The organism is Streptomyces sp. NBC_01314, from assembly GCF_041435215.1.
Taxonomy (GTDB): domain Bacteria; phylum Actinomycetota; class Actinomycetes; order Streptomycetales; family Streptomycetaceae; genus Streptomyces.
In genome coordinates this window covers 7,306,364-7,330,804 of record NZ_CP108394.1, presented here as the reverse complement: position 1 = coordinate 7,330,804, position 24,441 = coordinate 7,306,364, and the positions used below count along the sequence as shown (strand labels likewise).

21 protein-coding genes and 1 pseudogene are annotated in these 24,441 nt (G+C 71.2%); 15 read left to right on the top strand and 7 right to left on the bottom strand.

From position 1 onward, the window contains the following. Positions 1–268: 268 nt before the first annotated feature. A complete protein-coding gene (locus OG622_RS32385; RefSeq protein WP_371580160.1) occupies positions 269–469 on the top strand; it encodes a helix-turn-helix transcriptional regulator in 201 nt (66 codons plus the stop codon). 61 nt (positions 470–530) lie between these two features. Continuing rightward, positions 531–1,214 (top strand): GNAT family N-acetyltransferase, encoded by a 684-nt coding sequence (locus OG622_RS32380; protein WP_371580159.1) that lies wholly within the window; start codon positions 531–533, stop codon positions 1,212–1,214. On the opposite strand, the gene OG622_RS32375 is transcribed toward OG622_RS32380, so the two are convergent. Further along, positions 1,195–2,238 (bottom strand): zinc-dependent alcohol dehydrogenase family protein, encoded by a 1,044-nt coding sequence (locus OG622_RS32375; RefSeq protein WP_371580158.1) that lies wholly within the window; start codon positions 2,236–2,238, stop codon positions 1,195–1,197. The two genes, OG622_RS32380 and OG622_RS32375, sit on opposite strands and share 20 nt — an antisense overlap. 270 nt (positions 2,239–2,508) lie before the next feature. Between OG622_RS32375 and OG622_RS32370 the strand changes: the two genes are divergently transcribed. Together OG622_RS32370 and OG622_RS32365 are read left to right on the top strand one after the other, a co-directional pair. Continuing rightward, complete coding sequence (locus OG622_RS32370; protein WP_371580157.1) at positions 2,509–2,748, top strand: heavy-metal-associated domain-containing protein; 240 nt, start codon at positions 2,509–2,511, stop codon at positions 2,746–2,748. A gap of 41 nt (positions 2,749–2,789) precedes the next feature. Beyond that, on the top strand, positions 2,790–5,060 hold the full coding sequence (locus tag OG622_RS32365; RefSeq protein ID WP_371580156.1) for a heavy metal translocating P-type ATPase: 2,271 nt from the start codon (positions 2,790–2,792) through the stop codon (positions 5,058–5,060). 768 nt (positions 5,061–5,828) lie between these two features. Here the strand turns inward: OG622_RS32365 and OG622_RS32360 are convergent. The 5 genes from OG622_RS32360 to OG622_RS32340 all read right to left on the bottom strand — a co-directional run bounded on the left by OG622_RS32360 (position 5,829) and on the right by OG622_RS32340 (position 10,747). After that, a complete protein-coding gene (locus tag OG622_RS32360; protein ID WP_371580155.1) occupies positions 5,829–7,118 on the bottom strand; it encodes a citrate synthase in 1,290 nt (429 codons plus the stop codon). Positions 7,119–7,376: 258 nt separating this feature from the next. Beyond that, positions 7,377–9,641: an ATP-dependent RecD-like DNA helicase gene (locus OG622_RS32355; protein WP_371580154.1), complete on the bottom strand. Its 2,265-nt coding sequence runs from the start codon at positions 9,639–9,641 to the stop codon at positions 7,377–7,379. Between the two features lie 87 nt (positions 9,642–9,728). Next, positions 9,729–10,052: a helix-turn-helix domain-containing protein gene (locus tag OG622_RS32350; RefSeq protein ID WP_371580153.1), complete on the bottom strand. Its 324-nt coding sequence runs from the start codon at positions 10,050–10,052 to the stop codon at positions 9,729–9,731. Next, positions 10,049–10,429, bottom strand: a complete 381-nt coding sequence (locus tag OG622_RS32345; RefSeq protein WP_371580152.1) for a type II toxin-antitoxin system RelE/ParE family toxin — start codon at positions 10,427–10,429, stop codon at positions 10,049–10,051. Before OG622_RS32345 ends, OG622_RS32350 begins: the two co-directional genes overlap by 4 nt. Before the next feature lie 132 nt (positions 10,430–10,561). After that, positions 10,562–10,747 (bottom strand): DUF397 domain-containing protein, encoded by a 186-nt coding sequence (locus OG622_RS32340; protein WP_371580151.1) that lies wholly within the window; start codon positions 10,745–10,747, stop codon positions 10,562–10,564. Between the two features lie 15 nt (positions 10,748–10,762). Between OG622_RS32340 and OG622_RS32335 the strand changes: the two are divergent. Beyond that, positions 10,763–10,924: pseudogene (locus OG622_RS32335) on the top strand (ATP-binding protein); the annotation flags it as partial. A gap of 30 nt (positions 10,925–10,954) precedes the next feature. On the opposite strand, the gene OG622_RS32330 reads toward OG622_RS32335, so the two are convergent. Beyond that, positions 10,955–11,518, bottom strand: coding sequence for a dihydrofolate reductase family protein (locus OG622_RS32330; RefSeq protein ID WP_371580150.1), 564 nt, complete (start codon positions 11,516–11,518; stop codon positions 10,955–10,957). A gap of 205 nt (positions 11,519–11,723) precedes the next feature. On the opposite strand from OG622_RS32330, the gene OG622_RS32325 reads away from it, so the two are divergent. The 10 genes from OG622_RS32325 (at position 11,724) to OG622_RS32280 (ending at position 24,329) form a co-directional block, all read left to right on the top strand. Further along, positions 11,724–12,776 (top strand): LacI family DNA-binding transcriptional regulator, encoded by a 1,053-nt coding sequence (locus OG622_RS32325; RefSeq protein ID WP_371580149.1) that lies wholly within the window; start codon positions 11,724–11,726, stop codon positions 12,774–12,776. Between the two features lie 139 nt (positions 12,777–12,915). After that, a complete protein-coding gene (locus OG622_RS32320; RefSeq protein ID WP_371580147.1) occupies positions 12,916–13,815 on the top strand; it encodes a ribokinase in 900 nt (299 codons plus the stop codon). Next, entirely contained in the window at positions 13,812–14,201 is a 390-nt protein-coding gene (gene rbsD / locus OG622_RS32315) for a D-ribose pyranase (RefSeq protein ID WP_371580146.1), read from the top strand. The genes OG622_RS32320 and rbsD overlap by 4 nt, the downstream gene beginning before the upstream one ends. A gap of 422 nt (positions 14,202–14,623) precedes the next feature. Next, positions 14,624–14,956 (top strand): hypothetical protein, encoded by a 333-nt coding sequence (locus tag OG622_RS32310; protein WP_371580145.1) that lies wholly within the window; start codon positions 14,624–14,626, stop codon positions 14,954–14,956. A gap of 32 nt (positions 14,957–14,988) precedes the next feature. Beyond that, positions 14,989–15,300: a pore-forming ESAT-6 family protein gene (locus tag OG622_RS32305; RefSeq protein WP_371580144.1), complete on the top strand. Its 312-nt coding sequence runs from the start codon at positions 14,989–14,991 to the stop codon at positions 15,298–15,300. Positions 15,301–15,363: 63 nt separating this feature from the next. Further along, the gene (locus OG622_RS32300) at positions 15,364–15,669 is read left to right on the top strand and encodes a hypothetical protein (protein WP_078935760.1); all 306 of its coding nucleotides are present in this window, start codon (positions 15,364–15,366) and stop codon (positions 15,667–15,669) included. Between the two features lie 16 nt (positions 15,670–15,685). Continuing rightward, positions 15,686–17,074 carry a type VII secretion integral membrane protein EccD gene (gene eccD, locus OG622_RS32295; protein WP_371580143.1) on the top strand — a complete coding sequence of 463 codons (1,389 nt, stop codon included), beginning with the start codon at positions 15,686–15,688 and terminating at the stop codon, positions 17,072–17,074. Between the two features lie 601 nt (positions 17,075–17,675). Beyond that, complete coding sequence (locus OG622_RS32290) at positions 17,676–18,773, top strand: type VII secretion protein (protein WP_371580142.1); 1,098 nt, start codon at positions 17,676–17,678, stop codon at positions 18,771–18,773. 40 nt (positions 18,774–18,813) lie between these two features. Further along, entirely contained in the window at positions 18,814–22,875 is a 4,062-nt protein-coding gene (eccCa, locus tag OG622_RS32285; RefSeq protein ID WP_371580141.1) for a type VII secretion protein EccCa, read from the top strand. Then, positions 22,872–24,329: a DUF6177 family protein gene (locus tag OG622_RS32280; protein WP_371580140.1), complete on the top strand. Its 1,458-nt coding sequence runs from the start codon at positions 22,872–22,874 to the stop codon at positions 24,327–24,329. The genes eccCa and OG622_RS32280 overlap by 4 nt, the downstream gene beginning before the upstream one ends. Positions 24,330–24,441: the final 112 nt, after the last annotated feature.

Genomic DNA, 24,441 nt, shown 5'->3' with positions numbered 1-24,441 from the left:
TCGCAGGCTGCGGCTGGTTCGTGGCTGGTCGCGCAGTTCCCCGCGCCCGCCCCTGACGGGGCGCTGATGCCGCACTCTTGTCACAAAGAACCCCCTTCTGTCACGTATGTCACGTGTATGCGGGTCTTCCGTCACACCTGTACGACGGACCCTGCCGGTGATCCCCTCGTGTCGTTGAGCGACACAGATTTGTGATCGCCAGCGCAGTGCCCGGCTCCCCCGACGGTCTTCCCGGCCGCCGCCGCGGTGCGCGCAGGGAGGGCCACTGATGACCGACCCACGACTCTGGTCGTACAAGGACATCGCGGCGCACATCCGTGTGCAGCCCGACACCGTCCGCTCGTACCGCAAACACGGGCTGCTGCCGCCGCCCGACCACATGGAGAACGGCAAGCCCTACTGGTACGCCGACACCGTCCGCACCTGGGTCGCCTCCAGACCGGGCAACCGGGGGCGCAAGGTCGACTGATCCGCTCCGCATCCCGCTTATTCGTTTGTCCCCGGGTCCGTTCGCTGTCCAGGATCCGGGGATGAGCTTTTCCCGGAAACCCCTGCTCACCGGTGAGAGGGCCGTGCTGCGGCCGTTCACCGAGGACGACGCGACCGTGATGGCGCGGATCCTGGCCGACCCGGAGGTCGTCCGGCTCACCGGCAGCACGACCGAGGAGTTCGGGCTGGACCGCCTGCGGTCCTGGTACGGCAGCCGCAACGACCAGGCCGATCGCCTCGACCTCGGCATCGTGGACCGGGCGAGCGGTGAGCTGGTGGGTGAGGCCGTGCTCAACGAATTGGACGAGGCCAACCGCAGCTGCTGCTTCCGGATTTTGATCGGGCCCGGTGGACGGGGTCGGGGGCTGGGCACGGAGGCTGTGCGACTGACGGTCGGGCACGCCTTCGAGGGGCTGGGGCTGCATCGCGTGTCGTTGTACGTCTACACCCACAATCCGCGGGCCCGGCGCGCCTACGAGAAGGCCGGCTTCGTGGCCGAGGGCGTCGAGCGGGAGACGCTGTGGCAGGGCGGAGAGTGGATCGACGCCGTGCGGATGTCGGTCCTCGCGCCGGAGTGGGCCGCCCATCGGGGACGGCCTGACGGAGGGCGGCCTGACCGAGGGCGGGGCGACGCAGGGCGGGCCGACAGTGGACGGCCCGGCAGAGGACGGGCCGACGGCGGGCGGGGCGAGTCGGGTGGGCCGGTCAGCTCCACGGCTCGATGACCGTCACTCCGCTGCCGGGTGCCGTGCCCATCGCCGCGAGGGCGGCGGGGGCCGCGTCCAGGGGGATCGTCGAGGTCACCAGGAGGTCGGGGCGGAGGACGCCCGCCCGGACCAGCTCCAGCATCCGGGGGTAGGCGTGGGCCGCCATGCCGTGACTGCCCAGGAGTTCGAGTTCCAGGGCGATCACTCGGGCCATGGGGACGGGGGTGGTGCCCGTCCCGGACGGAAGCAGACCCACCTGGAGGTGGCGGCCCCGGCGGCGAAGGCTGTTGACGGAGGCCGCGCAGGTGGCCGGGGAGCCGAGGGCGTCGAGGGAGAGGTGGGCGCCGCCGGCGGTCAGCTCGCGGACCGCTGCGGCTGTGTCTGGTTCTACCGACGCGTTCACGCACTCCGCCGCGCCGAACCTGCGGGCCAGGTCCAGGGCCTGGGGGGAGATGTCCACCGCGATCACCCTCGCGCCGGAGGCCGCCGCGATCATCACGGCGGAGAGTCCCACACCGCCGCAGCCGTGGACCGCGACCCACTCCCCCGGCGCGACACGGCCCTGTGCGACGACCGCGCGGAACGCCGTGGCGAAGCGGCAGCCGAGTGAGGCCGCCGTGCCGTACGACAGCTCCTCCGGCAGCGCCACCAGGTTCACGTCGGCGTGGTCCAGGGCGACGTACTGGGCGTACGAGCCCCAATGGGTGAAGCCCGGCTGGGTCTGCCGCTCGCACACCTGCTGGTCCCCGGCCGCGCAGGAGGCGCAACTGCCGCAGGCGCAGACGAAGGGGGCGGTCACGCGGTCGCCCGGGCGCCAGGCGGTGACCGCCTTGCCGGTCGCCTCCACGACGCCGGCGAGTTCGTGGCCGGGGACGTGCGGGAGGGTGATGTCGGGATCGTGGCCCTGCCAGCCGTGCCAGTCGCTGCGGCAGAGGCCGGTGGCTTCGACCCGGACGACGACTCCGTGGGGGGTGGGGGTGGGTGCGGTGAGGTTCTTGACTGTGGCCGGGGCTCGGAACTGTTCGAACACCACCGCGCGCATGCGTCCCATCCTTCGTTCGCGAGCCGTTGATCCCTTCCGGATCCCGGCCAGCATCGCATGCGACCACCCGCCCGCCGACCCCTCGAACACCCCCCGACCCCCGCCCTCCGACGCTCCCGGGCGCGGCACGCGAGCACCCGCCGCGCCCCGGACGGCCCCGGCACCCCACCCCCCGATCGGACTTCTCTTGGATTCATACCCCTAGGGGGTATAAGGTGGATGCCCTGATGGGTTACTCGAACCCCACACGCCCCGACGAGGAGTAACGACATGACCGTCGAGACCGACACCCCGGGTTCCGTCACCGCCGTCTACAAGGTGAGCGGAATGAGCTGCGGGCACTGCGAAGGCGCCGTTACGGGCGAGATCACCCAGCTGGCCGGTGTCTCCTCCGTGAAGGCCGTCGCCTCCACCGGTGAGGTCACCGTGACGTCAGCCGCCCCGCTCGACGAGGAGGCCGTACGCACCGCGGTCGACGAGGCGGGCTTCGAGCTGGTCGGCAGGGCCTGAGGCCGGGCACGGATACGGACGGCACGGGCACGGGCACGGACATGACGAGCACCACCGCGGTGGCCCGGACGAGTGAGCCCGTCCACGAGGTCGAGCTGACCATCGGAGGGATGACCTGCACCTCCTGCGCGGCCCGCGTCGAGAAGAAGCTCAACCGCCTGGACGGGGTCATCGCCTCGGTGAACTACGCGACGGAGAAGGCGAAGGTCGCCTACCCCGCGGGGGTGGCGGTCGCCGACCTGATCGCCACCGTGGTGAAGACGGGCTACACGGCCGAGGAGCCCCCGCCCCCGGCGCCCCCGGAGGCCGCCGCGGAACCGGCGACAGAGGAGGGGACCGACCCCGAACTCGCCGCCCTGCGGCAGCGGCTCACCGTCTCGACGCTGCTCGCGGCGCCCGTGATCCTCATGTCCATGGTCCCCGCCCTGCAGTTCGACAACTGGCAGTGGCTCTCACTGACGCTCGCCGCGCCGGTCGTCGTATGGGGCGGGCTGCCCTTCCACCGGGCCGCGTTCACCAACCTCCGGCACGGCGCGGCCACGATGGACACACTCGTATCGGTCGGCACGCTCGCCGCCTTCGGCTGGTCCCTGTGGGCCCTCTTCTGGGGCCACGCGGGCATGCCGGGCATGCGGCACGGCTTCGAGTTCACCGTCTCGCGCACGTCGGGCTCGTCGACGATCTATCTCGAAGTGGCCGCCGGGGTCGTGGCGTTCATCCTGCTCGGCCGCTATCTGGAGGCCCGCGCCAAGCGCCGCGCGGGCGCCGCGCTCAAGGCGCTGCTGAAGCTGGGCGCCAAGGACGTCTCGGTGCTCCGCCAGGGGCGTGAGGTGCGGATCCCCGTGGGACAGCTGGTCGTCGGCGACCGCTTCGTCGTACGCCCCGGGGAGAAGTTCGCCACCGACGGGACCGTCGTCGAGGGCGCCTCCGCCGTCGACGCGTCCATGCTGACCGGTGAGTCGGTGCCGGTGGACGTGACGGTCGGGGACGCCGTCACGGGCGCGACCGTGAACGCCGGGGGCCGGCTGGTCGTCGAGGCGACCCGGATCGGCGCGGACACCCAGCTGGCCCGGACGGCACGGCTGGTGGAGGACGCGCAGAACGGCAAGGCGGAGGCACAGCGGCTGGCCGACCGGATCTCGGCGGTGTTCGTCCCCGTCGTCATCCTGATCGCGGTCGCCACCTTCGGCGCCTGGCTCGGCCTCACGGACGACACCACCGCCGCCTTCACGGCGGCCGTCGCGGTGCTGATCATCGCCTGCCCGTGCGCGCTCGGCCTCGCCACCCCGACCGCCCTGATGGTCGGCACCGGCCGTGGTGCCCAGCTCGGCATCATCATCAAGGGCCCCGAGGTCCTGGAGTCCACCCGCCGCGTCGACACCGTCGTCCTGGACAAGACCGGCACCGTCACCACCGGCCGGATGACCCTCCAGAAGGTGTACGTCGCCGATGACGTCACCGAAGGCGCCACAGAGGAGGACGTACTGCGTCTCGCGGGCGCCGTCGAACACGCCTCCGAGCACCCGGTGGGCCGGGCGATCGCCGCGGGCGCCGAGGGCCGCGTGGGCGCGCTCCCACCGGTCGAGGGTTTCGAGAACCTGCCAGGAAGGGGCGTACGCGGCCGCGTGGCGGGCCACGACGTCCAGGTGGGCCGGTTCCTCGAAGGACCGCTCCCCGAGGCCCTGAGGAGCGCCAAGGAGGCCGCCGAGGGTGAGGGGCACACGGCGGTCGTGGTCACCCGCGACGGAGTGGCACTCGGTGTCGTCACCGTCGCCGACGCGGTCAAGGAGACCAGCGCCGAGGCGGTACGGCGGCTGCGGGCGCTCGGGCTCACGCCGGTGCTGCTGACCGGGGACAACGAGCGGGTGGCCCGGTCCGTGGCCGCCGCGGTCGGCATCGCACCCGAGCACGTGATCGCCGAGGTGCTGCCGCAGGACAAGGTCGACGTCGTACGCCGGCTCCAGAGCGAAGGCCGCACGGTGGCGATGGTCGGGGACGGGGTCAACGACGCGGCCGCGCTGGCCGCGGCCGACCTCGGGCTCGCCATGGGCACCGGGACGGACGCGGCGATCGAGGCGGGCGACCTGACGCTCGTCCGCGGGGACCTGCGGGTGGCCGCCGACGCCATCCGGCTGTCGCGGCGGACCCTGTCCACGATCAAGGGCAATCTCGCCTGGGCCTTCGCATACAACCTGGCCGCGTTGCCGCTGGCCGCCGCCGGGCTGCTCAACCCGATGATCGCTGGGGCAACTATGGCCTTTTCGTCCGTTTTCGTGGTAACGAACAGCTTGCGACTCAGGACATTTTCATGACCGCCGGGCAAAAGTCCCTCTAGAGTCCGGAAGCAGCACCACATAAGCTCTTCACAAGGCTCGCGCATCATCCTTACGCTGGGGCCTCGATCACCGATTCGCGCCTCTTGCGTATCTTCAGGACATACGGCGAGAGACGCAGATCACAGTGGTGTGAACGTAACCAGCGAAGGCGTTCGTGAGTCTAAGTTGGCGATGTCAGAAGCGTCTTGGGGGGCGTGACTGACATCTGGGGATGTCTTGGGGGACGTTCCCGGAATTGCGTTGCCGGGGCACGTGCACCGGGGAGCTTTGAGCGGCCCTCCCGTACGTACGCGTCCCGGCAGACCGCACACCGCCGCACAACAGAGAGATACAAGTAGGACGAGTTCTGCTCGTTCTGCTCAGCGATTCAGGCGCTGGTCCACCAGACGCCCGGCCGGATCCCGTGGGGGGAATCCGCACCGGGACATGGGAAGGCGCCCTGCTCGCCGGCCCGTGGGGGGACCAGCGTTGCAGGGCGCCTTCTCTTTATTTTTTGGGGCTCGGTTCGCCTCCGGGGCGCCTCAGCCGGTGTCGAGACGGCGAACGTGCTCGACCCTTCGGGCCTCCGCGCGATCGCCGTCTCGACACCGGCGCGCCCCTTCGGCTCACTCGCCGTAGGGCGCCCTCTTCTGTGGTGCGACAAAGCCGTGGGCCCCAGTGGGGCAGAGCAAGGGGCCCGTACGGATGGTTCTCCGTACGGGCCCCTTGGTCACACGTGCTCAGCGGGCAGTGCTCAGCACGTGCTCAGCGGGCCTCGACCGGGACGAAGTCGCGCTCGACGACGCCCGTGTAGATCTGGCGCGGGCGGCCGATGCGGGAGCCGGGCTCCTTGATCATCTCGTGCCACTGGGCGATCCAGCCCGGGAGGCGACCAAGGGCGAAGAGGACCGTGAACATCTCGGTCGGGAAGCCCATGGCGCGGTAGATCAGACCCGTGTAGAAGTCCACGTTCGGGTAGAGGTTGCGCGAGACGAAGTACTCGTCGGAGAGCGCGTGCTCCTCCAGCTTCAGCGCGATGTCCAGCAGCTCGTCGGACTTGCCGAGCGCCGAGAGGACGTCGTGCGCGGCAGCCTTGATGATCTTGGCGCGCGGGTCGAAGGACTTGTACACCCGGTGGCCGAAGCCCATCAGGCGGACGCCGTCCTCCTTGTTCTTCACCTTGCGGATGAAGGAGTCGACGTCGCCGCCGTTCTGCTTGATGCCCTCCAGCATCTCCAGGACGGACTGGTTGGCGCCGCCATGCAGCGGGCCCCAGAGCGCGGAGATGCCGGCGGAGATCGAGGCGAACATGTTCGCCTGCGAGGAGCCGACCAGACGCACCGTGGACGTCGAACAGTTCTGCTCGTGGTCCGCGTGCAGGATGAGCAGCTTGTCCAGCGCGGAGACGACGACCGGGTCGAGGTCGTACTCCTGGGCCGGGACCGAGAAGGTCATGCGCAGGAAGTTCTCGACGTAACCGAGGTCGTTGCGCGGGTAGACGAACGGGTGACCGATCGACTTCTTGTACGCGTACGCCGCGATGGTCGGCAGCTTGGCGAGCAGTCGGATCGTGGAGAGGTTGCGCTGCCGCTCGTCGAACGGGTTGTGGCTGTCCTGGTAGAACGTCGACAGGGCGCTGACCACGGAGGACAGCATCGCCATCGGGTGGGCGTCACGCGGGAAGCCCCGGTAGAAGTTCTTGACGTCCTCGTGCAGCAGCGTGTGCTGCGTGATCTCGCCCTGGAAAACAGCGAGCTCGTCGACGGTGGGAAGCTCGCCGTTGATCAGCAGGTACGCCACCTCAAGGAAGGTGGAGCGCTCGGCCAGCTGCTCGATCGGATAGCCGCGGTACCGCAGGATGCCGTTCTCGCCGTCGAGATAGGTGACGGCGGATTTATAGGCAGCGGTGTTGCCGTAGCCGCTGTCCAGGGTGACCAGACCGGTCTGGGCCCGGAGCTTCCCGATGTCGAAGCCCTTGTCGCCGACGGTGCTGTCGATCACCGGGTAGGTGTACTCGCCGTCGCCGTACCGCAGTACTACAGAGTTGTCGCTCACGTCATCCCTCACCGACGTAGTGCCTCATCCTTGAGGTGCCCTGACTGTCTCTACCATCCCCCAATTGGCTCAGGAGAGTGCACTCGGGGTCGACCATCGGGCCCATCGGCGGCACTGAGTGCCGCCAACTTGCTCATCCTGCCCCCTCCGTCCGACATCTGGAAGGGCTGTGTGACCTTTACGACTCGTTTGATCGATCAAATTTCACTCACGGGTCACACGAACGGCACGAGAGGTTCCCCCGAAGAGCGCCCACGGCTACAAAACCCGTGGTGCGAGCCGGAAGTCGAGGGCCGTGCACCGCCGGCCGGCGGAGACGGTGCGGACCGCCTGTCCTATCGCCCGGCGGGAGCCGACGAGGACGACCAGCTTCTTCGCCCTGGTCACCGCCGTGTAGAGGAGGTTGCGCTGGAGCATCATCCAGGCTCCGGTGGTGACCGGGATCACCACGGCCGGATACTCGCTGCCCTGGGACCGGTGGATCGTCACCGCGTAGGCGTGCGCCAGCTCGTCCAGTTCGTCGAACTCGTACGGCACCTCCTCGTCCTCGTCCGTCAGGACCGTCAGCCGCTGGTCGACCGGGTCCAGCGCGGTGACGACGCCCACGGTGCCGTTGAAGACGCCGTTCTCGCCCTTCTCGTAGTTGTTGCGAATCTGGGTGACCTTGTCGCCGATGCGGAAGACCCGGCCGCCGAACCGCTTCTCGGGCAGGTCGGGGCGGGCCGGGGTGATGGCCTGCTGGAGCAGCCCGTTGAGGTTGCCGGCGCCCGCCGGGCCCCGGTGCATGGGTGCCAGCACCTGCACGTCCCGGCGCGGGTCGAGCCCGAACCTGGCCGGGATGCGCCGGGCCGCCACGTCCACCGTCAGCCGCCCGGCCTCCTCCGTGTCGTCCTCGACGAAGAGGAAGAAGTCCTTCATGCCGTCGGTGACCGGATGCTGTCCGGAGTTGATCCGGTGCGCGTTGGACACCACCCCGGACTGCTGGGCCTGTCGGAAGACCTTGGTCAGCCGGACGGCAGGGATCGGGCTGCCGTCGGCCAGGAGGTCGCGGAGGACCTCGCCGGCCCCGACGCTGGGGAGTTGGTCGACGTCGCCCACGAAGAGCAGATGCGCCCCCGGCGGCACCGCCTTCACCAGCTTGTTGGCCAGCAGCAGGTCCAGCATGGAGGCCTCGTCGACGACCACCAGGTCGGCGTCCAGGGGGCGGTCCTTGTCGTAGGCCGCGTCGCCGCCGGGCTTCAGCTCCAGCAGGCGGTGGACGGTGGAGGCGTCGGCGCCGGTCAGCTCGGCGAGGCGCTTGGCGGCGCGGCCGGTGGGGGCGGCCAGCAGGACCTTCGCCTTCTTGGCACGGGCCAGTTCGACGATCGAGCGGACGGTGAAGGACTTGCCGCAGCCGGGGCCACCGGTCAGGACGGCCACCTTCTCGGTCAGCGCGAGGCGTACGGCCGCCTCCTGCTCGGGGGCCAGCTCCGCCCCCGTACGCCCCCTCAGCCAGGACAGCGCCTTGTCCCAGGCCACGTCGTGGAAGCCGGGCATACGGTCCTCGCCCGTGCGCAGGAGACGCAGCAGCTGGGCGGAGAGGGAGAGTTCGGCGCGGTGGAAGGGGACCAGGTAGATCGCGGTGACCGGGTCGTCGTGCTCGCCGTTCTGGCCGGGGACCTTCTCCCGTACGACACCGGGGTCGCCGGAGTCCTCGTCCGGCAGGGCGAGTTCGGCCAGGCATTCGATGACCAGGCCCGTGTCGACCTGGAGGAGCTTGACCGCGTCGGCGATCAGCCGCTCCTCCGGCAGATAGCAGTTGCCCTGGTCGGTGGCCTGCGAAAGGGCGTACTGCAGGCCCGCCTTGACGCGCTCCGGACTGTCGTGGGGGATGCCGACGGACTGGGCGATCCGGTCGGCGGTGAGGAAGCCGATGCCCCAGACGTCGGAGGCGAGGCGGTACGGCTGGTTCTTCACGACTCCGATCGAGGCGTCGCCGTACTTCTTGTAGATGCGCACGGCGATGGACGTGGACACCTCCACCGTCTGGAGGAAGAGCATGACCTCCTTGATCGCCTTCTGTTCCTCCCAGGCTTCGGTGATCTTCTTGGTGCGCTTGGGGCCGAGGCCGGGGACCTCGATGAGGCGCTTGGGCTCCTCCTCGATGATCTGGAGGGTGTCCAGGCCGAAGTGCTGGGTGATGCGGTCGGCGAAGACCGGGCCGATGCCCTTGACCAGGCCTGAGCCGAGGTAGCGGCGGATGCCCTGAATAGTGGCCGGGAGGACTGTCGTGTAGTTCTCGACCGTGAACTGTTTCCCGTACTGCGGGTGCGAGCCCCAGCGGCCCTCCATGCGCAGGGACTCGCCGGCCTGGGCGCCGAGGAGGGCGCCGACGACGGTGAGGAGGTCGCCGCCGCCCCTGCCGGTGTCCACGCGCGCGACGGTGTAGCCGTTGTCCTCGTTGGCGTACGTGATGCGTTCGAGCACGCCTTCGAGTACGGCGAGCTGTCGTTCGCCCGGGGGGTTCCCCGCCTGTTGAGCCATGATCCGACGGTACCGTCAGGGTCTGACGGCCGGGGTGGGCGGAGCGGGGCCGAAGCCTCGGGAGTACCTGGCGGGAACCGTCGGCGCCTAACCGACCTTGCGCAGTTCACCGTCGCCGAAGACCGCCACCATGACGAGATTTCCGCCCAGAGCCTCGACGTACCTCGCCACGACATCCGTTCCGGAGACCTGGCCGCTCTCGATCTGCGAGACCCTTCCCTTGGTCACGCCCATACGCTCGGCCACCTGGGCCTGGGTGATCCCGCGTTCCTGGCGCATGTCGGCCAACCGCCAGGCACGAGCCTCGGCGAGCATGCTTCGGGTGCCTTCGACGAACGCGTCCCGGCCGCCGGCCAGTTCCTCCGCCCGCTCACGATGTCCGCTCGCCGACCATGTGACGTGTCCGCTCACTTCCCCGACTCCTTCTTCCGATCAGCGACGTACTCGGCATACCGGCGCTCGGCCAGCGGAATGGCCTCGTCGTACCAGGCCTTCCAGTTTCCGGCCTTGTCTCCGGCCACCAGCAGGATCGCGGAGCGCCACGGGTCGAACACGAACAGGACACGCACCTCGCTCCGGCCGGAGGACCCCGGACGCAACTCCTTGAGGTTGTGCAGCGCCGATCCCTTGATCCGGTCCACCAATGGACGCCCCTCGGCAGGTCCATGGCAGGCGAGAATCCAGATCGCCTGGTTCACGAGCACGTACGAGTCGGCGTCGGACTTCTCCAGATCGTGCAGCCACTGATCCACCTCGTGCGTCAGGTAGACGTCCCACTGCTCTTCCACCTTCTTCGACCCTTTCGCGAGTTTAGCATTCACTAAACACAGGCGGAGTGGCCGAAAGGCGGCGAACGCGGAGGCGTTCACTCGTACGAGTCCACGTCGACGTCACCCCCGACTTCCCTCTCTGAGCGGCGTTCACCCCCCGGAGGGCCTCTTGAGCGCTTCGAGGAAGGGGGCGAAGGCGGAGGTGGACAAGGTAAGGGTGCGGGTGGTGGGGGTCTTGGAGTCGCGGATGGCTATGTGGGTGGGGGTGGTGGCTATTTCCACGCAGGCGTTGGCGTCGTCCGGGCCCGAGTAGGACGACTTCCGCCAGATGTACATGGGGCGCCTCACAGCGAACCGCCCCCGCCGCCTCAGCCGTTGGACGGGGTGGGTGAGCAGGAGGACGGGCGGGGGCTCGGGCTCGTCGTGGCCTGCACGCCGTACTGGGGGTGGATGCCCTCGGCCAGGTTCGGCGAGCGGGGCAAGTACGTGTGGTGCGAGCTGGCGGCGGCGTAGGACCGGGGACGGCCCCGGCAGACCGGGCCGCTACCGCGTCACCCGGTAGCGCAGGTGGACGAAGCGTGAGCCGAAGGTGCGGGTCTCCACGAGTTCGAGGTCCACCCGGCGCTCGTCCCGGGAGAAGAATGGGATGCCGCCGCCGACCAGCACCGGGTAGACCATGACCTGGTACTCGTCGATCAGGCCCGCCTCGGCCGCCTCCACGGCGAGAGTCGCGCCGCCGATCGCGATCTCGCCCTCTCCCGGCTCGGCCCGCAACCGCTCGATCTCCTCCGCCAGGCCACCCGAGGCCAGACGAGCGTTGCCCCGCACCGCCGACAGCGTGGTGGAGAACACCACCTTGGGGAGCGGATTCCAGAGTGCCGTCCACTCGCGCTCCGCGTCGTCGAGCGTCGCGTCCTGTTCGGCCGTCTCCCAGTACAGCATCGTCTCGTACAGCCGTCGCCCCAGCAGGTGGACGTCGACCCCACGGATCTGGTCGATCCAGAAGCGGAAGACCTCCGGGTCGGGGGCCGTCCAGTCGAAGCCGCCGTCCGGTCCGACGATGTAGCCGTCGAGTGAGACGCTCATCGAATAGGTCACGCTGCGCATCGGAAGTCCTCCTCGGTGACGGGTTCGCCACTATGACCGCCGGACGCCGCCGAACTCATCGCGGCTCGCGGGATCCCCTGGACCGAGTCGCCTCACGAGCCTCGGTCACGATTGGATTTCAGCCACTGCCGACCTCTTGCTCCAAGCCGTGTAATCGATTCCAATCCTCCTCGTGTAATCGATTCCACGAGGAGGTGGAGCGGCGATGGCGGGTATCAAGGACGTCGCGGCCGAGGCGGGGGTGTCCGTCGCCACGGTGTCGCGGGTTCTGAACGACCATCCGTCGGTCAGCGAGGACGCGCGTGCGCGGGTGACGGCCGCCGTGGCCGCGCTGGGCTACCGCCCCAACGCCCTCGCCCGCTCCCTGCGCACGGATCAGACCCATACCCTCGGGCTGGTCATCAGCGATGTCATGAACCCCTACTTCACGGAGCTGGCACGGTCCGTGGAGGAGGAGGCGCGGGCGCTCGGGTACAGCGTGATCATCGGGAACGCCGACGAGCGGCCCGAGCTGCAGGATCATCACGTACGGAATCTGCTGGACCGGCGGATCGACGGGCTGCTCGTGTCGCCGACCGACGGCGGTTCGCCGCTGATGCTGGACGCCGTGCGGGCCGGGACGCCGATGGTGTTCGTGGACCGGTGGATCCCGGGTGTGGACGTGCCGGTGGTGCGCTCCGACGGACGGGCGGCCGTGCGGGACCTCGTCGCGCATCTGCACGGGCTCGGGCGACGGCGGCTCGCGATCATCGCCGGTCCGGCCGCGACCACGACCGGTCGGGAGCGTGTCGAGGCGTTCCGGGAGGCCCTCGCCGAGCACGGGCTGCCGTTGCCGGACGCCTACATAGGGCAGGGCGACTTCCAGGCCGAGAGCGGGCGGCGGGTGACCGAGGGGTTCCTCGATCTGCCCGAGCCGCCCGAGATCGTCTTCGCCACCGACAACCTGATGGCGCTGGGCGCGCTCGACGCCGTCCGCGCGCGGGGTTTGCGGGTTCCGGAGGACATCGGCCTCGCCGCGTTCGACGACATCCCCTGGTTCGTGCACACCGATCCGCCGATCACGGCGGTCGCCCAGCCGACGGGCGAGCTGGGGCGGGCCGCCGTACGCGCCCTGGTCGACCGCATCGAGGGGCGGCCCACGCGGTCCGTCACCCTCCCCGCCCGTCTCGTCGTACGCCTCTCGTGCGGCGAATCCACCGACGATTCGCCCGCCGCGTTCCCGGCGGAGTCACCCGTAACGAACAGGAGCACGTCGTGAGCGACCCGGACGAGTTGCTGCGCATCGAAGGCCTACGCAAGACCTGAGCGCTTCGGTTCTGCCGAGTGCTTCGATCGTTCCGTCCGTCGGCGCGACCGGCCGTCGGGCGGCCCCAATCCACCTGTACAGGGAGATGGACATGTACGACTACGACCTCCTGGTCGTGGGATCGGCCAATGCCGATCTGGTGATCGGTGTCGAGCGGCGGCCGGGGGCCGGTGAGACCGTGCTCGGCTCGGATCTGGCCGTGCACCCGGGCGGCAAGGGAGCCAACCAGGCAGTGGCGGCGGCCCGACTCGGGGCGCGAACGGCGCTGCTGGCGCGGGTCGGTGACGACGGGCATGGGCGGCTGCTCCTCGACTCGCAGCGCGCGGCCGGGGTCGACACGGCCGGGGTTCTGGTCGGCGGGGCGCCCACCGGCGTCGCGCTGATCACGGTGGACCCGTCGGGCGACAACAGCATCGTGGTGTCGCCGGGCGCCAACGGGAAGCTGACCCCCGAGGACGTGCGGGCGGCGGACGCGCTGCTGCGGGCCTCGCGGGTGGTCTCAGCGCAGTTGGAGATCCCGTTGGAGACGGTGGTGGAGGTGGTGCGGCGGCTGCCGCAGGGGACGCGTTTCGTGCTGAACCCGTCGCCACCGCGGGAGTTGCCCGCCGAGGTGCTGGCCGCCTGTGATCCGCTGATCGTCAACGAGCACGAGGCGCAGGTCATCGTCGGCGGTGAGCTGGCGGGTTCGCCGGAGGACTGGGCGCGGGCGCTGCTGGCGCTGGGGCCGCGTTCGGTGGTCGTCACGCTGGGCGCGGAGGGCGCGCTGGTCGCGGACGCCGAGGGCAGTGCGCGGGTGCCGGCCGTGCGGGTGGACGCCGTGGACACCACGGGGGCCGGGGACGCGTTCACCGCGGCGCTGGCGTGGCGGCTGGGCGCGGGCGCGGAGGCGGCCGAGGCCGCCGCGTACGCGGCCCGGGTGGGGGCGGCCGCCGTCACGAAGGCCGGGGCGCAGGTGTCGTTCCCGACAGCCGCGGAGGTCGCTGCGCTGTGAAGCGGGCCGGGATACTCAACCGTCATCTGGCGGGCGCTCTGGCCGAGTTGGGGCACGGGCACAGGGTGCTGGTGTGCGACGCGGGGATGCCGGTGCCGGCGGGGCCGCGCCTGGTGGACCTGGCGTTCCGGGCCGGGGTGCCGTCCTTCGCCGAGGTGCTGGACGGGCTGCTCGACGAGATCGTGGTCGAGGGCGCGACCGCCGCGCGCGAGGTCCGGGACGCGAACCCGGAGGCGACGGCACTGCTGGAAAACCGCTTCCCCGACCTGGAACTCGTCTCCCACGAGAAGCTGAAGGAGCTCTCGGCGGGCGCGCGGCTGATCGTACGGACCGGGGAGGCGCGGCCGTACGCGAATGTGCTGTTGCGGTGTGGGGTGTTCTTCTGAGCGTGTGAACACGTTTCGCGAGCGGGTGAGCACGTCTCGCGGGCGAATACTTCGAGGGGCCCCGTCCATTGGACCGGGCCCCTCGGCTTTCCCCTCCCGTACCAGAACCCCCGCGATCCCCCCGGATCCCCCTCCGGAAGTCCTGATGCCACATACGACACCCGGAGTGCGGGGAGGGTTGCACGGTGTCTTGAGAAATCTTTGGTATGCCAATGCCGGGGCGGTCGGGGCTGATCGGGGGCGGTCGGTCAGGGCGCTCGGGTGGGCCCGGTCCGCGGCGGTAGGCGGTGACCGCGACACGAGGCTGTTCGAATTATGTCCCGATGGTGTCACTTCACGGGCAAGTGCGTTGCGGGTGCAACGCGTTGTGGGAGAGCATGTTCGGGACGTAGGTGAACCGGACACACGGGGGTGGACACGACGTGAAGTTCGACATGGGGTCGACGACCCTGGCGGACCTCGGCAAGAGCACGCTCGGATCGAGCGACGACCTCGGGACGCTGATCCAGCTGCTGATCAGCGCGGCGGAACCGCTGGAGGGCAAGTTCAACGGCGCGGGCAAGCTGGCGTTCGACTCGTTCAAGAACCGCGCGGACGAGATCACGGCCGATCTGAACGGCTCGCTCGCCGCGATCCTGGGCGGTCAGTCGGGCATGGACGACGCGTTCGGCACGGGTGACGTGGAGTCCCAGGACAACGCCAACCAGAACATGGGCCTGGCCAACTTCGACGCGGCCCGCTTCGGCGCCCGATAAGCCACCAAGAGCATCAGTAGGGGGACATCCACATGGCGCAGAATCAGGACCGCCGTTCGTACGACACCGGGGCTTCGGGCGAGGTGCAGACCGCGCTCGGCACGATCGTGGGGCAGCTGGAGCGGGTGCTCACCGACCGCGACGCCGCCGTCAAGGCCGCGATGACCGAGTTCCAGGCCGACGGTGTCTCGGACGACTACCACGGCAAGGAAGAGCGCTGGAAGAAGGCCGCGGCCGAGGTCCGCGAGATCATCCGTCTGGTGCGCACCACGCTCGAACAGAACGACGGCACCGCCCAGTCCACGCTGGCCAAGGCCCGCGCGGCGGTCGACCAGATCGGTTGACGGAGCGGATCGGGCGACAGCGTGCGGATCGGCTGACAGAGAAGTGATCGGGGTCCCGTAGCCGTGGCAGCGCAGGATTACGACAGCCAGTTGCTGGAGTCGGTGTCGGTGCGGCGTCGACGGCTGCGGGACGCCCTGCTGTTCGGGGCGCAGCGGCAGCGGCGCTCGGTGGACGAACGGATCGGGAAGATCTTCGCCGGGATCGTCATCGCGGCGGTGTTGTGCGCGGGATGTGTGGGGTGGTCTTTCGTGTCGAACCGCATCATCGGGAAGAGCCCGTACGGAGGTTCCGTGCAGCCGTCGGTCACGCCGTCCCCGTCTGTTTCCACAGCTGTTTCCACAGCCCCGACCAGCACTTCTACCCGGTGATAGGTTCGATCGCGTGATGTCTACGGGGACGTTGGGACAGGCAACGGGCGGAGCGCGGACGGCGCTCAGCCGGGTCACGCTGGTCGGTGAGCGGCGGCGGGTGGATCTCGTGCTGCCGTCACGGGAACCGGTCGGACTGCTGCTGCCGGAGATCATGCGGCTGCTGGACGACCGGGTCGGCGGGCAGCCCGAGTTGCGGCATCTCGTCACCGCGGACGGTTCCGCGCTGGCCCACGACAGCACGCTGGAGTCGGCCGGGGTTCCGGACGGCGCCGTACTGCGACTCGTCCGGGCCGAGGACGCGCCGTCGGCGCCCGTGGTGCACGACGTCACGGACGAGGCGGCCGAGGATCTCGATGCCCGCGGTTGGCGCTGGCGGCCGGCCGCGCGCCGGGTCACCGCCGGGCTCGCCACGGTCGGCTGGGCCCTGGCCGCCGGGGTGTTCGCACGGGCCGCGTACGAGCCCGGGGTCGTCGCCGGCGCGCTGCTCGGCGTCGCGCTGGTGGCCGCGCTCGCGGGTGCGCTGCTGGGGCGGGCCGGGAAGCGGGGCCTGGCGACGACGCTGATCGCGACGGCCGGTGCGCTGGGGCTGCTCGGCGCGTCGACGTTGGCGCAGGCACAGAACTGGTCCGGGACACCGCGGGTCGCGGCCATGGCCACGGCCGGGGTCGTCACGCTCGCCCTGCTCGGGCTGTTCACCCCGCTCGGCCGGGGCGGGCTGGTCGGGGCGGGGGCGCTGGCCGGGGCCTCGGTGTGCTGGTTGGGGGTCGCCGCGACCGTGTCGGACGCGGTGTCGCCGTCGGTGCCGGAGCAGGCCGAGGTGGGGGCCGTTCTCTCGGTGGTCTCCGTGGTCGTGCTCGGGCTGCTGCCCCGGCTGGCGCTGATGGCGTCGGGTCTCTCCGGTTTGGACGACCGGCGTTCCGGTGGCACGTCCGTGAGCCGCTTCCAGGTGTCGGCGGCACTCACCGCCACGCACCGGGGGCTGGCCCTGGCGACGGTCACGATGGCCGTCTCGGCCACTGCGGCCGGGGTGTTCGCGCTGCGCGCGCCCACCAAGTGGACCGTGCTGCTGGCCGTCGTCACCATGGTCGTCCTCGCGCTGCGTGCGCGGGCGTTCCCCCTGGTCGCCGAGGTCGTGGTGCTGCTCGGTGCGGCGGCCGTGCTCGCCGTGCGGCTGGTCTCGGTCTGGCTGGACCACTCCGGCGGGGCGGCCGGTCCGCTCACCGTCCTCGTCCTGCTCGCCGTACTTCCGCTGCTGGTGCTCGCCGTGCAGCCCGCCGAGCATGTACGCGTACGGCTCCGGCGCTTTGGCGACACCCTCGAATCCATTGGCGTCATCACTCTGTTCCCGCTGCTCATCGGGGTGTTCGGCGTGTACGGACGACTGCTCGACACGTTCGCTTAGGAGCTGGGGGCCGCACATGGCGCAGGCAGGGGACTGGCAGCGGGACGTGCTGCGCGAGCTGGGGCGACTGGAACCGGCCGGTGGGGGCGACGATCCCACTCCCGGGCCGCCGGAGGCACCCGCCCGGCGGGCCGAGCCGACGCTGCGGCTGGTGCGGTCGGTGCCGACGGGCCCGCCCGAGTCGGCGGACGTGCCTGAGCCGACGAAGACGCCTGCGGGGCCTGAGGCGTCCGAGCTGCCGGGGCTTCCGGGGTCCGCGAAGGGGGCCTGGGACGACCGCTCCCCGCGATCGGCACCGGCCCACGGCACACCTGCCGGGCAGCCGCCCGTGCGGGCGATGCCCGTCTCACAACCACCGGCGCATGCGACGCACACCGCACAGCCGACACGTGCCGCACAGCCGGGAGTGCCCTCAGTCCCGGACGTGTCGGCGCGGTCGGCGTCTCTCCCCCAGCCACCGGCGCATGCGACACCCGCCGCACAGCCACCGGCACGCCCGACACCCGCCGCACAGCCGCCCGTGCGGGCCTCACACATCACGCAGCCGCCGGTTCAGCCTGTCGTGCGGCCGTCGGTCGCGCCGCCCGTCATACGGCCGCCCGTGCCGCACACCCCCTCCGCGGACCCCCGCACGGGGCTCCCCCAGGCCTCCGCGCAGCCGCCGGTCGCGCCCGGTGACGGGGACCGGGCGGGGCAGCCCGGCGACACCCCTCCCGGGTCCGGGGCTTCCCCGGCCGCCCCCGTCCCCCGTGGCTCCCGTGCGCCGCAGACCCCCGTGCGCGCCCCCGACTCGGTCCCCACGATCGACCCTCGGCTCGCGCACGCGCTCGGGCGGCCGCAGCACGGGGACTCGGTGGCCCGGCGGACGGGGCGGTCGATCCGGAAGCTCACGTCCTCCGCCGCGCAGGACGTGGCCGAGGAGACGCGGATCGCGCGGGAGTTGCAGCAGCCGGTGACGACGGGGCGCGTGATCGCGGTGACGTCGATCCGGGGCGGGGTCGGGAAGTCGACGACGGCCGCGCTGCTGGGGCGGACGTTCAACCACTACCGGCACGACCCTGTGCTCACGATGGAGGCGGACGCGGCCCTGGGCACCCTGCCGGTGCGGATGGGGGCGGACTCGGTGCGCTGGGCGGCGGCCGATCTCGCGCGGATCCTGAACCCCGCCATGCAACTCACCGATGTCACCGGGTACCTGGTGCCGGTGTCCGACGGCGGCTGGCTGCTGCCCGGGAGCCAGGGCCGGGTCGGGGCCCCGCTGGACATCCGTACGTACCGCACGGTGACCCTCGCGCTGCGGCGCTACTTCGCGGTGACGGTGGTGGACTGCGAGACCCTGCCCGGCGAGGTGGCCCGTACGGCGATGGACACGGCGCACGCGCGTGTGGTCGTCGCGCCCATGACCGCCGAGGGTGTCAACGGCACCCGCCAGGTCCTGGACTGGCTCGGGCAGTTGCCGCACTCCGCGCTCGCCTCGACCGTCGTCGCGCTGACCGCCAACTCCCCCGACCTCACGCTGGACCTCAAAACGGCGGTCGCGCACCTCAAGGAGTCCGGCGTCCACGTCGTCCCCGTCCCCTACGACCGCCACCTCGCCCAGGGCGGCCCCATCCGCACCGCCCTGCTGGGCCAGGAGACCCGTGCGGCGGCGATCACGCTGGCGGCGGAGGCGATGACCCGGGCGGTGAGGATGCGATGAGCACGGCAGCCACCCAAGTGATACGAGAAGGGGTCCGTCCGTGACCCAGCAGTTGGTCCATCGGCCCGCGCGGAGCACCCGGCCGCTCAGGGCCGCCGGGGGCCGGACGATAGAACCGCCACCGAACCTCCCGGAGGGCAAGGCGGGGACGGCGGCGACGGCGTTGCTGCCGATGGCGGGTGTCATGGGCTCGGTCGTGATGATGACCGTGATCCGTAACAGCCAGTTCGCGGCGCTCGGCGCGATCGTGCTGGTGTTCGCGCTGCTCGGCGCGGTCGCCCTCTTCCTGTCCCAGCGCGGCAAGGCCCAGCGCACCCGGCGTACGCAGCGGGAGCGGTATCTGGAGTATCTGGAGGAGCTGCGCGAGGAGTTCGGCGCGGACGAGCGGCAGCGGCGGCAGCTCGCGCGGGTGCTCGATCCGCCCCCGGAGGCGCTGTACGACCTGGTGCGCGACCCCGCCCGGCTCTGGGAGCGACGGCGGCAGGACGCGGACTTTTTGCGGGTGCGGGTCGGCACCGGTGACGTACCCGTGGCGAATCTGGCCATCGGGCAGAACCAGGGCGGGGTGCTGACCCCGCCGGATCCGTTCATGCTGAACGAGGCCCGGGCGCTGCTGGCCCGCTATTCCGTCGCCAACGACTGCCCGATCACCGTGCCGTTGGACCGCGCGGGCAACGTCAGCGTGGTCGGCGACCGGGAGGGCGTGCTGCGGGTGGCCCGCGCGCTCCTCGTCCAGGTCGCCGTCTCGCACGCGCCGGACGACGTGGCCGTGGCGTTCGGGGTGCCCGGCGAGCGGCTGGCGGACTGGGAGTGGGTCAAGTGGCTGCCGCATGTGCTGGACGGGCAGGAGCACGACGGTCCGGTGGCGGCCCGCCGGATCGCGCCGAGCCTGCCGCAGCTGGCCCGGCACTTCCGGCACGAGCTGGGCCGGCGCGCGTCGTACGCGGCGGAGGTGCGCCGGGGGCTCGCCGACCGCAAGGCGCTGAGGCTGGCGTCCCGCATGCTCGTCGTGAGCGACGAGTACGGGGAGACGGCCGCCGAACTGCCCCGGCCCGACACGGCGGTCGGGCTGCCCGACATGGGGGTCACCGTGCTGCATCTGCTGGAGGAGCAGGTCCACGAGCCCGATCAGGTGTCGGTGCGGATCACCGTGCGGGGCGACCAGGTCGTCGTGGAGGACCTGCGTGCTCCGGAGGGCATCGTGGTCGCGGAGCCCCACACCGTCCCGGCCGCGCACGGCACCTCCGACCACGTCACCGCCGCCGGTGCCGAAGGCCTCGCCCGGTCGCTCGCGCCGCTGCGGCTGTCCGCCGAGTCGGCCGCCGAGGGCACCCCGGTCACCGGCCCCGTCGACTTCCCTGGCCTCCTGGGCATCGACGACCCGGCCGTTCTGAACCTGGTGGACCTCTGGGCGCCGCGCGGTGAGCGTGAGTTCCTGCGCGTACCCATCGGCTTGACGGACCGTCACGAGCCCGTTCTCCTCGACCTCAAGGAGTCCTCGGAGCTGGGCATGGGCCCGCACGGGCTGTGTGTGGGCGCGACCGGTTCGGGCAAGAGCGAGCTGCTGCGCACCCTCGTACTGGCGCTCGCCGCCACCCACTCCCCCGAGGATCTGGCCCTCGTCCTGGTCGACTACAAGGGCGGCGCGACCTTCGCCCCGTTCACCGAACTCCCGCACGTGGCGGGCGTGATCACCAACCTGGAGAACCAGGCGGGGCTCGTCGAGCGTGTCCACTCCAGTCTCGCGGGCGAGGTCAAGCGGCGGCAGCAGGTGCTGAAGGACGCGGGGAACGTGGCCGACATCGGGCACTACGCCGCCCTGCGCGCCACCCGGCGGCCCGACCTCGAACCTCTCCCCCACCTCTTCGTCGTGATCGACGAGTTCGGTGAACTCCTCACCGCCAAGCCGGACTTCATCGACCTGTTTCTCTCCATCGGGCGCATCGGCCGTTCCATCGGCGTGCATCTGCTCCTCTCCAGCCAGCGCATCGAGGGCGGCAAGCTCAAGGGGCTCGACACCTACCTCTCGTACCGGCTGGGGCTGCGCACCTTCTCCGCCGACGAGTCGCGGACCGTGCTCGACACGACCGACGCGTTCCATCTGCCGCCGCTGCCGGGCTTCGGCTATCTGAAGGTGGACACGTCGACGTACGAGCGGTTCAAGGCGGGGTACGTGTCGGGCGCGTACCGGGGTCCCGCGCTGGTCGCGCAGGAGGACGACACACCGCTGGCCTGGACGTATCCGACGTACAACACGCTCGGCAGCGGGCCCGTGTCCGCCGCGGACGGGGTCGCCGACGAGCCCCGGGCGACCAAGCGGGAGACCGGGCCGACCGTGATGTCGGTGATGGTCGACCAACTCGCCTCCGCCGCGCGGCCGGTGCGGCGGATCTGGCTGCCGCCGCTGCCGGACGCGATCACGCTGGACGCGGCGGCCGGGCCGGTGCGGGTGGACGAGCGGGGGTACCGACTGGCCGCCGCCGAGGGGCCGTTGCGAGTGCCGCTCGGGGTGCTCGACGATCCGGCGAAGCAGTGGCAGGGGCACTGGGTGCTCGATCTGACGGTCGCGGGCGGTCACGCGGCGGTGATCGGCGGCCCCCAGTCCGGCAAGACGACGCTGCTGCGGACACTCGCACTGTCCCTCGCCACGACCCACACGCCCGCCGAAGTCGCCGTCTACGGGCTCGACCTGGTCGGCGGCGGGCTCTCCGCCCTCTCCGGACTGCCGCACGTCGGCGGGATCGCCGGGCGGGCCGACCGGGAGCGGGCCGCGCGGACGGTCGCCGAGGTGCGGACGATGCTGGTCGAACGGGAGGAGCTGTTCCGGAAGCACGGGATCGACTCCGTCGACCAGCTGCGGCACCTGCGGAAGCAGGGCGGGCTGCGGGAGCTGGGGTCCACCGACATCGTGCTGATCATCGACGGGTTCGGCGCGCTGCGCGACGAGTTCGCCGAGCTGGACGACACGGTCGTGGATCTGCTCAAACGCGGCGGCGGCTACGGCATCCATGTCGTCGGCGGCATGCTCCGCTGGAACGACGTACGGATCGCGACGCAGTCGATGTTCGGGACGCGGGTGGAGCTGCGGCTCAACGACCCGAGCGATTCGAGCGTGGACCGCAAGCTCTCCGAGACACTGTCACCCGACACTCCGGGGCGCGTCCTGACCGACGGCAGGCTGTTCGCGCAGGCCGCTCTCCCTCGCCTCGACGGACGGCCGTCGACGGGTGACCTCGGTCCGGCGCTGGAGAACGCGGCCCGTACGATCCGCTCCACCTGGCACGGTGAACTGGCCGCGCCCGTAAGGGTGTTGCCGACGCGGCTGCCGTCCGACCGGCTGCCGTCGCTGGTCGCCGAGCCGAACCGGGTCCCGATCGGGGTGGACCAGGACGCCCTGGCACCCGCCCTCCTCGACCTCTTCGGCTCGGACCAGCATCTGCTGATCCTGGGCGACAACGAGTGCGGCAAGACGAACCTGCTGAAGCTGGTCGCCGAGCAGCTCGTGGACCGTTTCTCGGACGAGGAGCTGGTCTTCGGTGTCTTCGACCCCCGGCGCGGGCTGCGGGGTGTGATCCCGGAGCCGTACCGGGGCGGGTACGCGCACAACGCGAAGCTCGCGGCGAACCTCGCGACGGGCATCGCGAGCGAGCTGGAGAAGCGGATGCCGGAGAGCGCCGACCCGGACGCGTCGGCCGACGAGCCCGCGTTCGAGGGCCCGCGGATCGTGATCCTGGTCGACGACTACGACATCCTCACCACCGCCGGGCAGCAGCCGCTGGCGCCGTTCCTGCCGTACGTGTCGTCGGCGCAGGACATCGGGCTGCACTTCGTGATCACGCGCCGGGTGGCGGGCTCCTCCCGGGCGATCTACGAACCGCTGCTGCAGACCCTCCGCGAGACCGGTACGGCCGCGCTGCTCATGACCGGTGAGCGGAGCGAGGGCCAGCTCTTCCCGGGTCTGTACGCCTCGGCGCAGCCGGCCGGGCGGGGCACGCTGGTCCGCCGGGGCCGGGCCCACCAGCTGATCCAGACCGCCATGGCGACCGACGGAAACCCCGAAGGACCACACTCAGGACCGAACCTTCAAGGACTCCCGCTGTGACCAAGGACGTCATCGCCCTCACCCCGAAGATGCCCGACGTCTGGACCCTCATGACGAGTCTGTACGCCGGCGGCTCCGACCTGGACCTGTCGGCGGCGGCCGACGGCGCGGTCGTCCAGCTGCACGGCCCGGGCGGGCGTCCGCTGGTGTCCGTGGAGTCGCCGGTGCTGGTGCAGGTGCCGGGCGAGGCGGAGCGGCTGCTCGGGCAGCGTGCGGAGACCCCGTTCTGGTGGACGGAGGCGCGGGCGTCCACGGCGGTGCCGGAGGCGGAGCGGCTCGCGGGAGTGGTGTGCGGGCGGCTCAACGCCCTGCTGGGCGGCTCGACCTGGCCTCCCGGGGCGGCGAGCACGAAGGTGGTGGACGTGTCCGCCGTACCGTCGGCGGGGTCGGGGCAGCCCGCCGTGGACGTGGTGACCGAGCACGCGGCCGTCGTCCTCGTCGACCGCCCGGTGGTGGCACTGACGAGCTGGCTCGCGGAGATCATGCGGACGGCCGTGGCGTCCCGGCGGTCCCTGCAGATCGTCACGCCGCCCGGCGTACGCCTGACCACCGCCGCCCGTACGACGCTCGCGCGCGTCCCCAACCGCTGGGTGGTCCAGGACCCGGAGTGCGGCTACTACGACGGGCTGTCGGGGGCGGTGCTGCGCTGGCAGAACGGGGCGTTCTCGCCCGCGTTCGCGCAGGACGGAACGGCGACCGTGGCCGCCGCGTTCACGCGCCCGGCGAGCAGCCCGGCGGACGGCCCCGCGAACGGCCCGGCGGACGAGGCGCCGGGACGGCAGCTGATCGTCGCCCTCCGTACGGTGCACAGGGCCGACGAGCGGCTGCTGCTGGGCGGCGCCCTGGAGGCGGCCTGGGAGGCGCTGACGGGGACGGCACCTGCGGGCTGGGGTACGGCCGAACCGGTCAACCTCCCCTGGTCGCCACGGCAGTTGACCGACCTGGCCCGGGAGCGGGCGCCCGAGCCGTCGCAGCTGATCGTCGTCGGCACCCCGGACCGGCCGGCCATGGCGACGGTCCGGGTGACGCGTACGACGAAGGGTGTGGAGGAGGACGTGGTCCTGACCGTCGGGTACGCGGCCGGTGAGGAACCGCCGCTGGACCGGATCCAGCCGCTGGCCGACACGCTGGTCCGGGAGCACGGGCTGCGGACCATGCTGACCTCGGTGCGCGTGGCGCGCGCCGACCTGACGACCGCACCCCGCCTGGAGGGGCCGCCGCTGCCCACGGCCTTCACGCTCGGCCCGGACGACGTGCACACCGTCGGGCTGGACCGCGCGCGGCGGCCCCCGGTCGAGGTCCGGGCGGTCCACCTCGGCCCGCCGGCCCGTCCGGCGCTGCACTACCCGCTCGGGGACGGCGCGGACGCGGAGGCGTGGGGGCGGCTCCAGCAGCTCACGGCCCATCTCAAGGGTGATCGTTCTCGGCCATCCAGCCCTGCTCACCAAGGGTGACTCGCGTCACTAACTCAACGACCAATACGAGCAGTACGAGCTCTGACGGGCGAAGGATTTACCGGCCTGACCTGGGTGCCTAACCTCCCGGCAACAGCTGCCAGAAGGCACG

What these genes read in the sequence shown, in the direction of transcription:
- OG622_RS32375 (WP_371580158.1), bottom strand. Translation starts at nt 2,238, where the DNA reads ATGCGCGCGGTGGTGTTCGAACAGTTCCGAGCCCCGGCCACAGTCAAG.
- OG622_RS32385 (WP_371580160.1), top strand. Translation starts at nt 269, where the DNA reads ATGACCGACCCACGACTCTGGTCGTACAAGGACATCGCGGCGCACATC.
- OG622_RS32325 (WP_371580149.1), top strand. Translation starts at nt 11,724, where the DNA reads ATGGCGGGTATCAAGGACGTCGCGGCCGAGGCGGGGGTGTCCGTCGCC.
- OG622_RS32355 (WP_371580154.1), bottom strand. Translation starts at nt 9,641, where the DNA reads ATGGCTCAACAGGCGGGGAACCCCCCGGGCGAACGACAGCTCGCCGTA.
- OG622_RS32365 (WP_371580156.1), top strand. Translation starts at nt 2,790, where the DNA reads ATGACGAGCACCACCGCGGTGGCCCGGACGAGTGAGCCCGTCCACGAG.
- eccD (WP_371580143.1), top strand. Translation starts at nt 15,686, where the DNA reads ATGTCTACGGGGACGTTGGGACAGGCAACGGGCGGAGCGCGGACGGCG.
- OG622_RS32370 (WP_371580157.1), top strand. Translation starts at nt 2,509, where the DNA reads ATGACCGTCGAGACCGACACCCCGGGTTCCGTCACCGCCGTCTACAAG.
- OG622_RS32305 (WP_371580144.1), top strand. Translation starts at nt 14,989, where the DNA reads ATGGCGCAGAATCAGGACCGCCGTTCGTACGACACCGGGGCTTCGGGC.
- OG622_RS32340 (WP_371580151.1), bottom strand. Translation starts at nt 10,747, where the DNA reads ATGTACATCTGGCGGAAGTCGTCCTACTCGGGCCCGGACGACGCCAAC.
- OG622_RS32380 (WP_371580159.1), top strand. Translation starts at nt 531, where the DNA reads ATGAGCTTTTCCCGGAAACCCCTGCTCACCGGTGAGAGGGCCGTGCTG.
- OG622_RS32330 (WP_371580150.1), bottom strand. Translation starts at nt 11,518, where the DNA reads ATGCGCAGCGTGACCTATTCGATGAGCGTCTCACTCGACGGCTACATC.
- OG622_RS32320 (WP_371580147.1), top strand. Translation starts at nt 12,916, where the DNA reads ATGTACGACTACGACCTCCTGGTCGTGGGATCGGCCAATGCCGATCTG.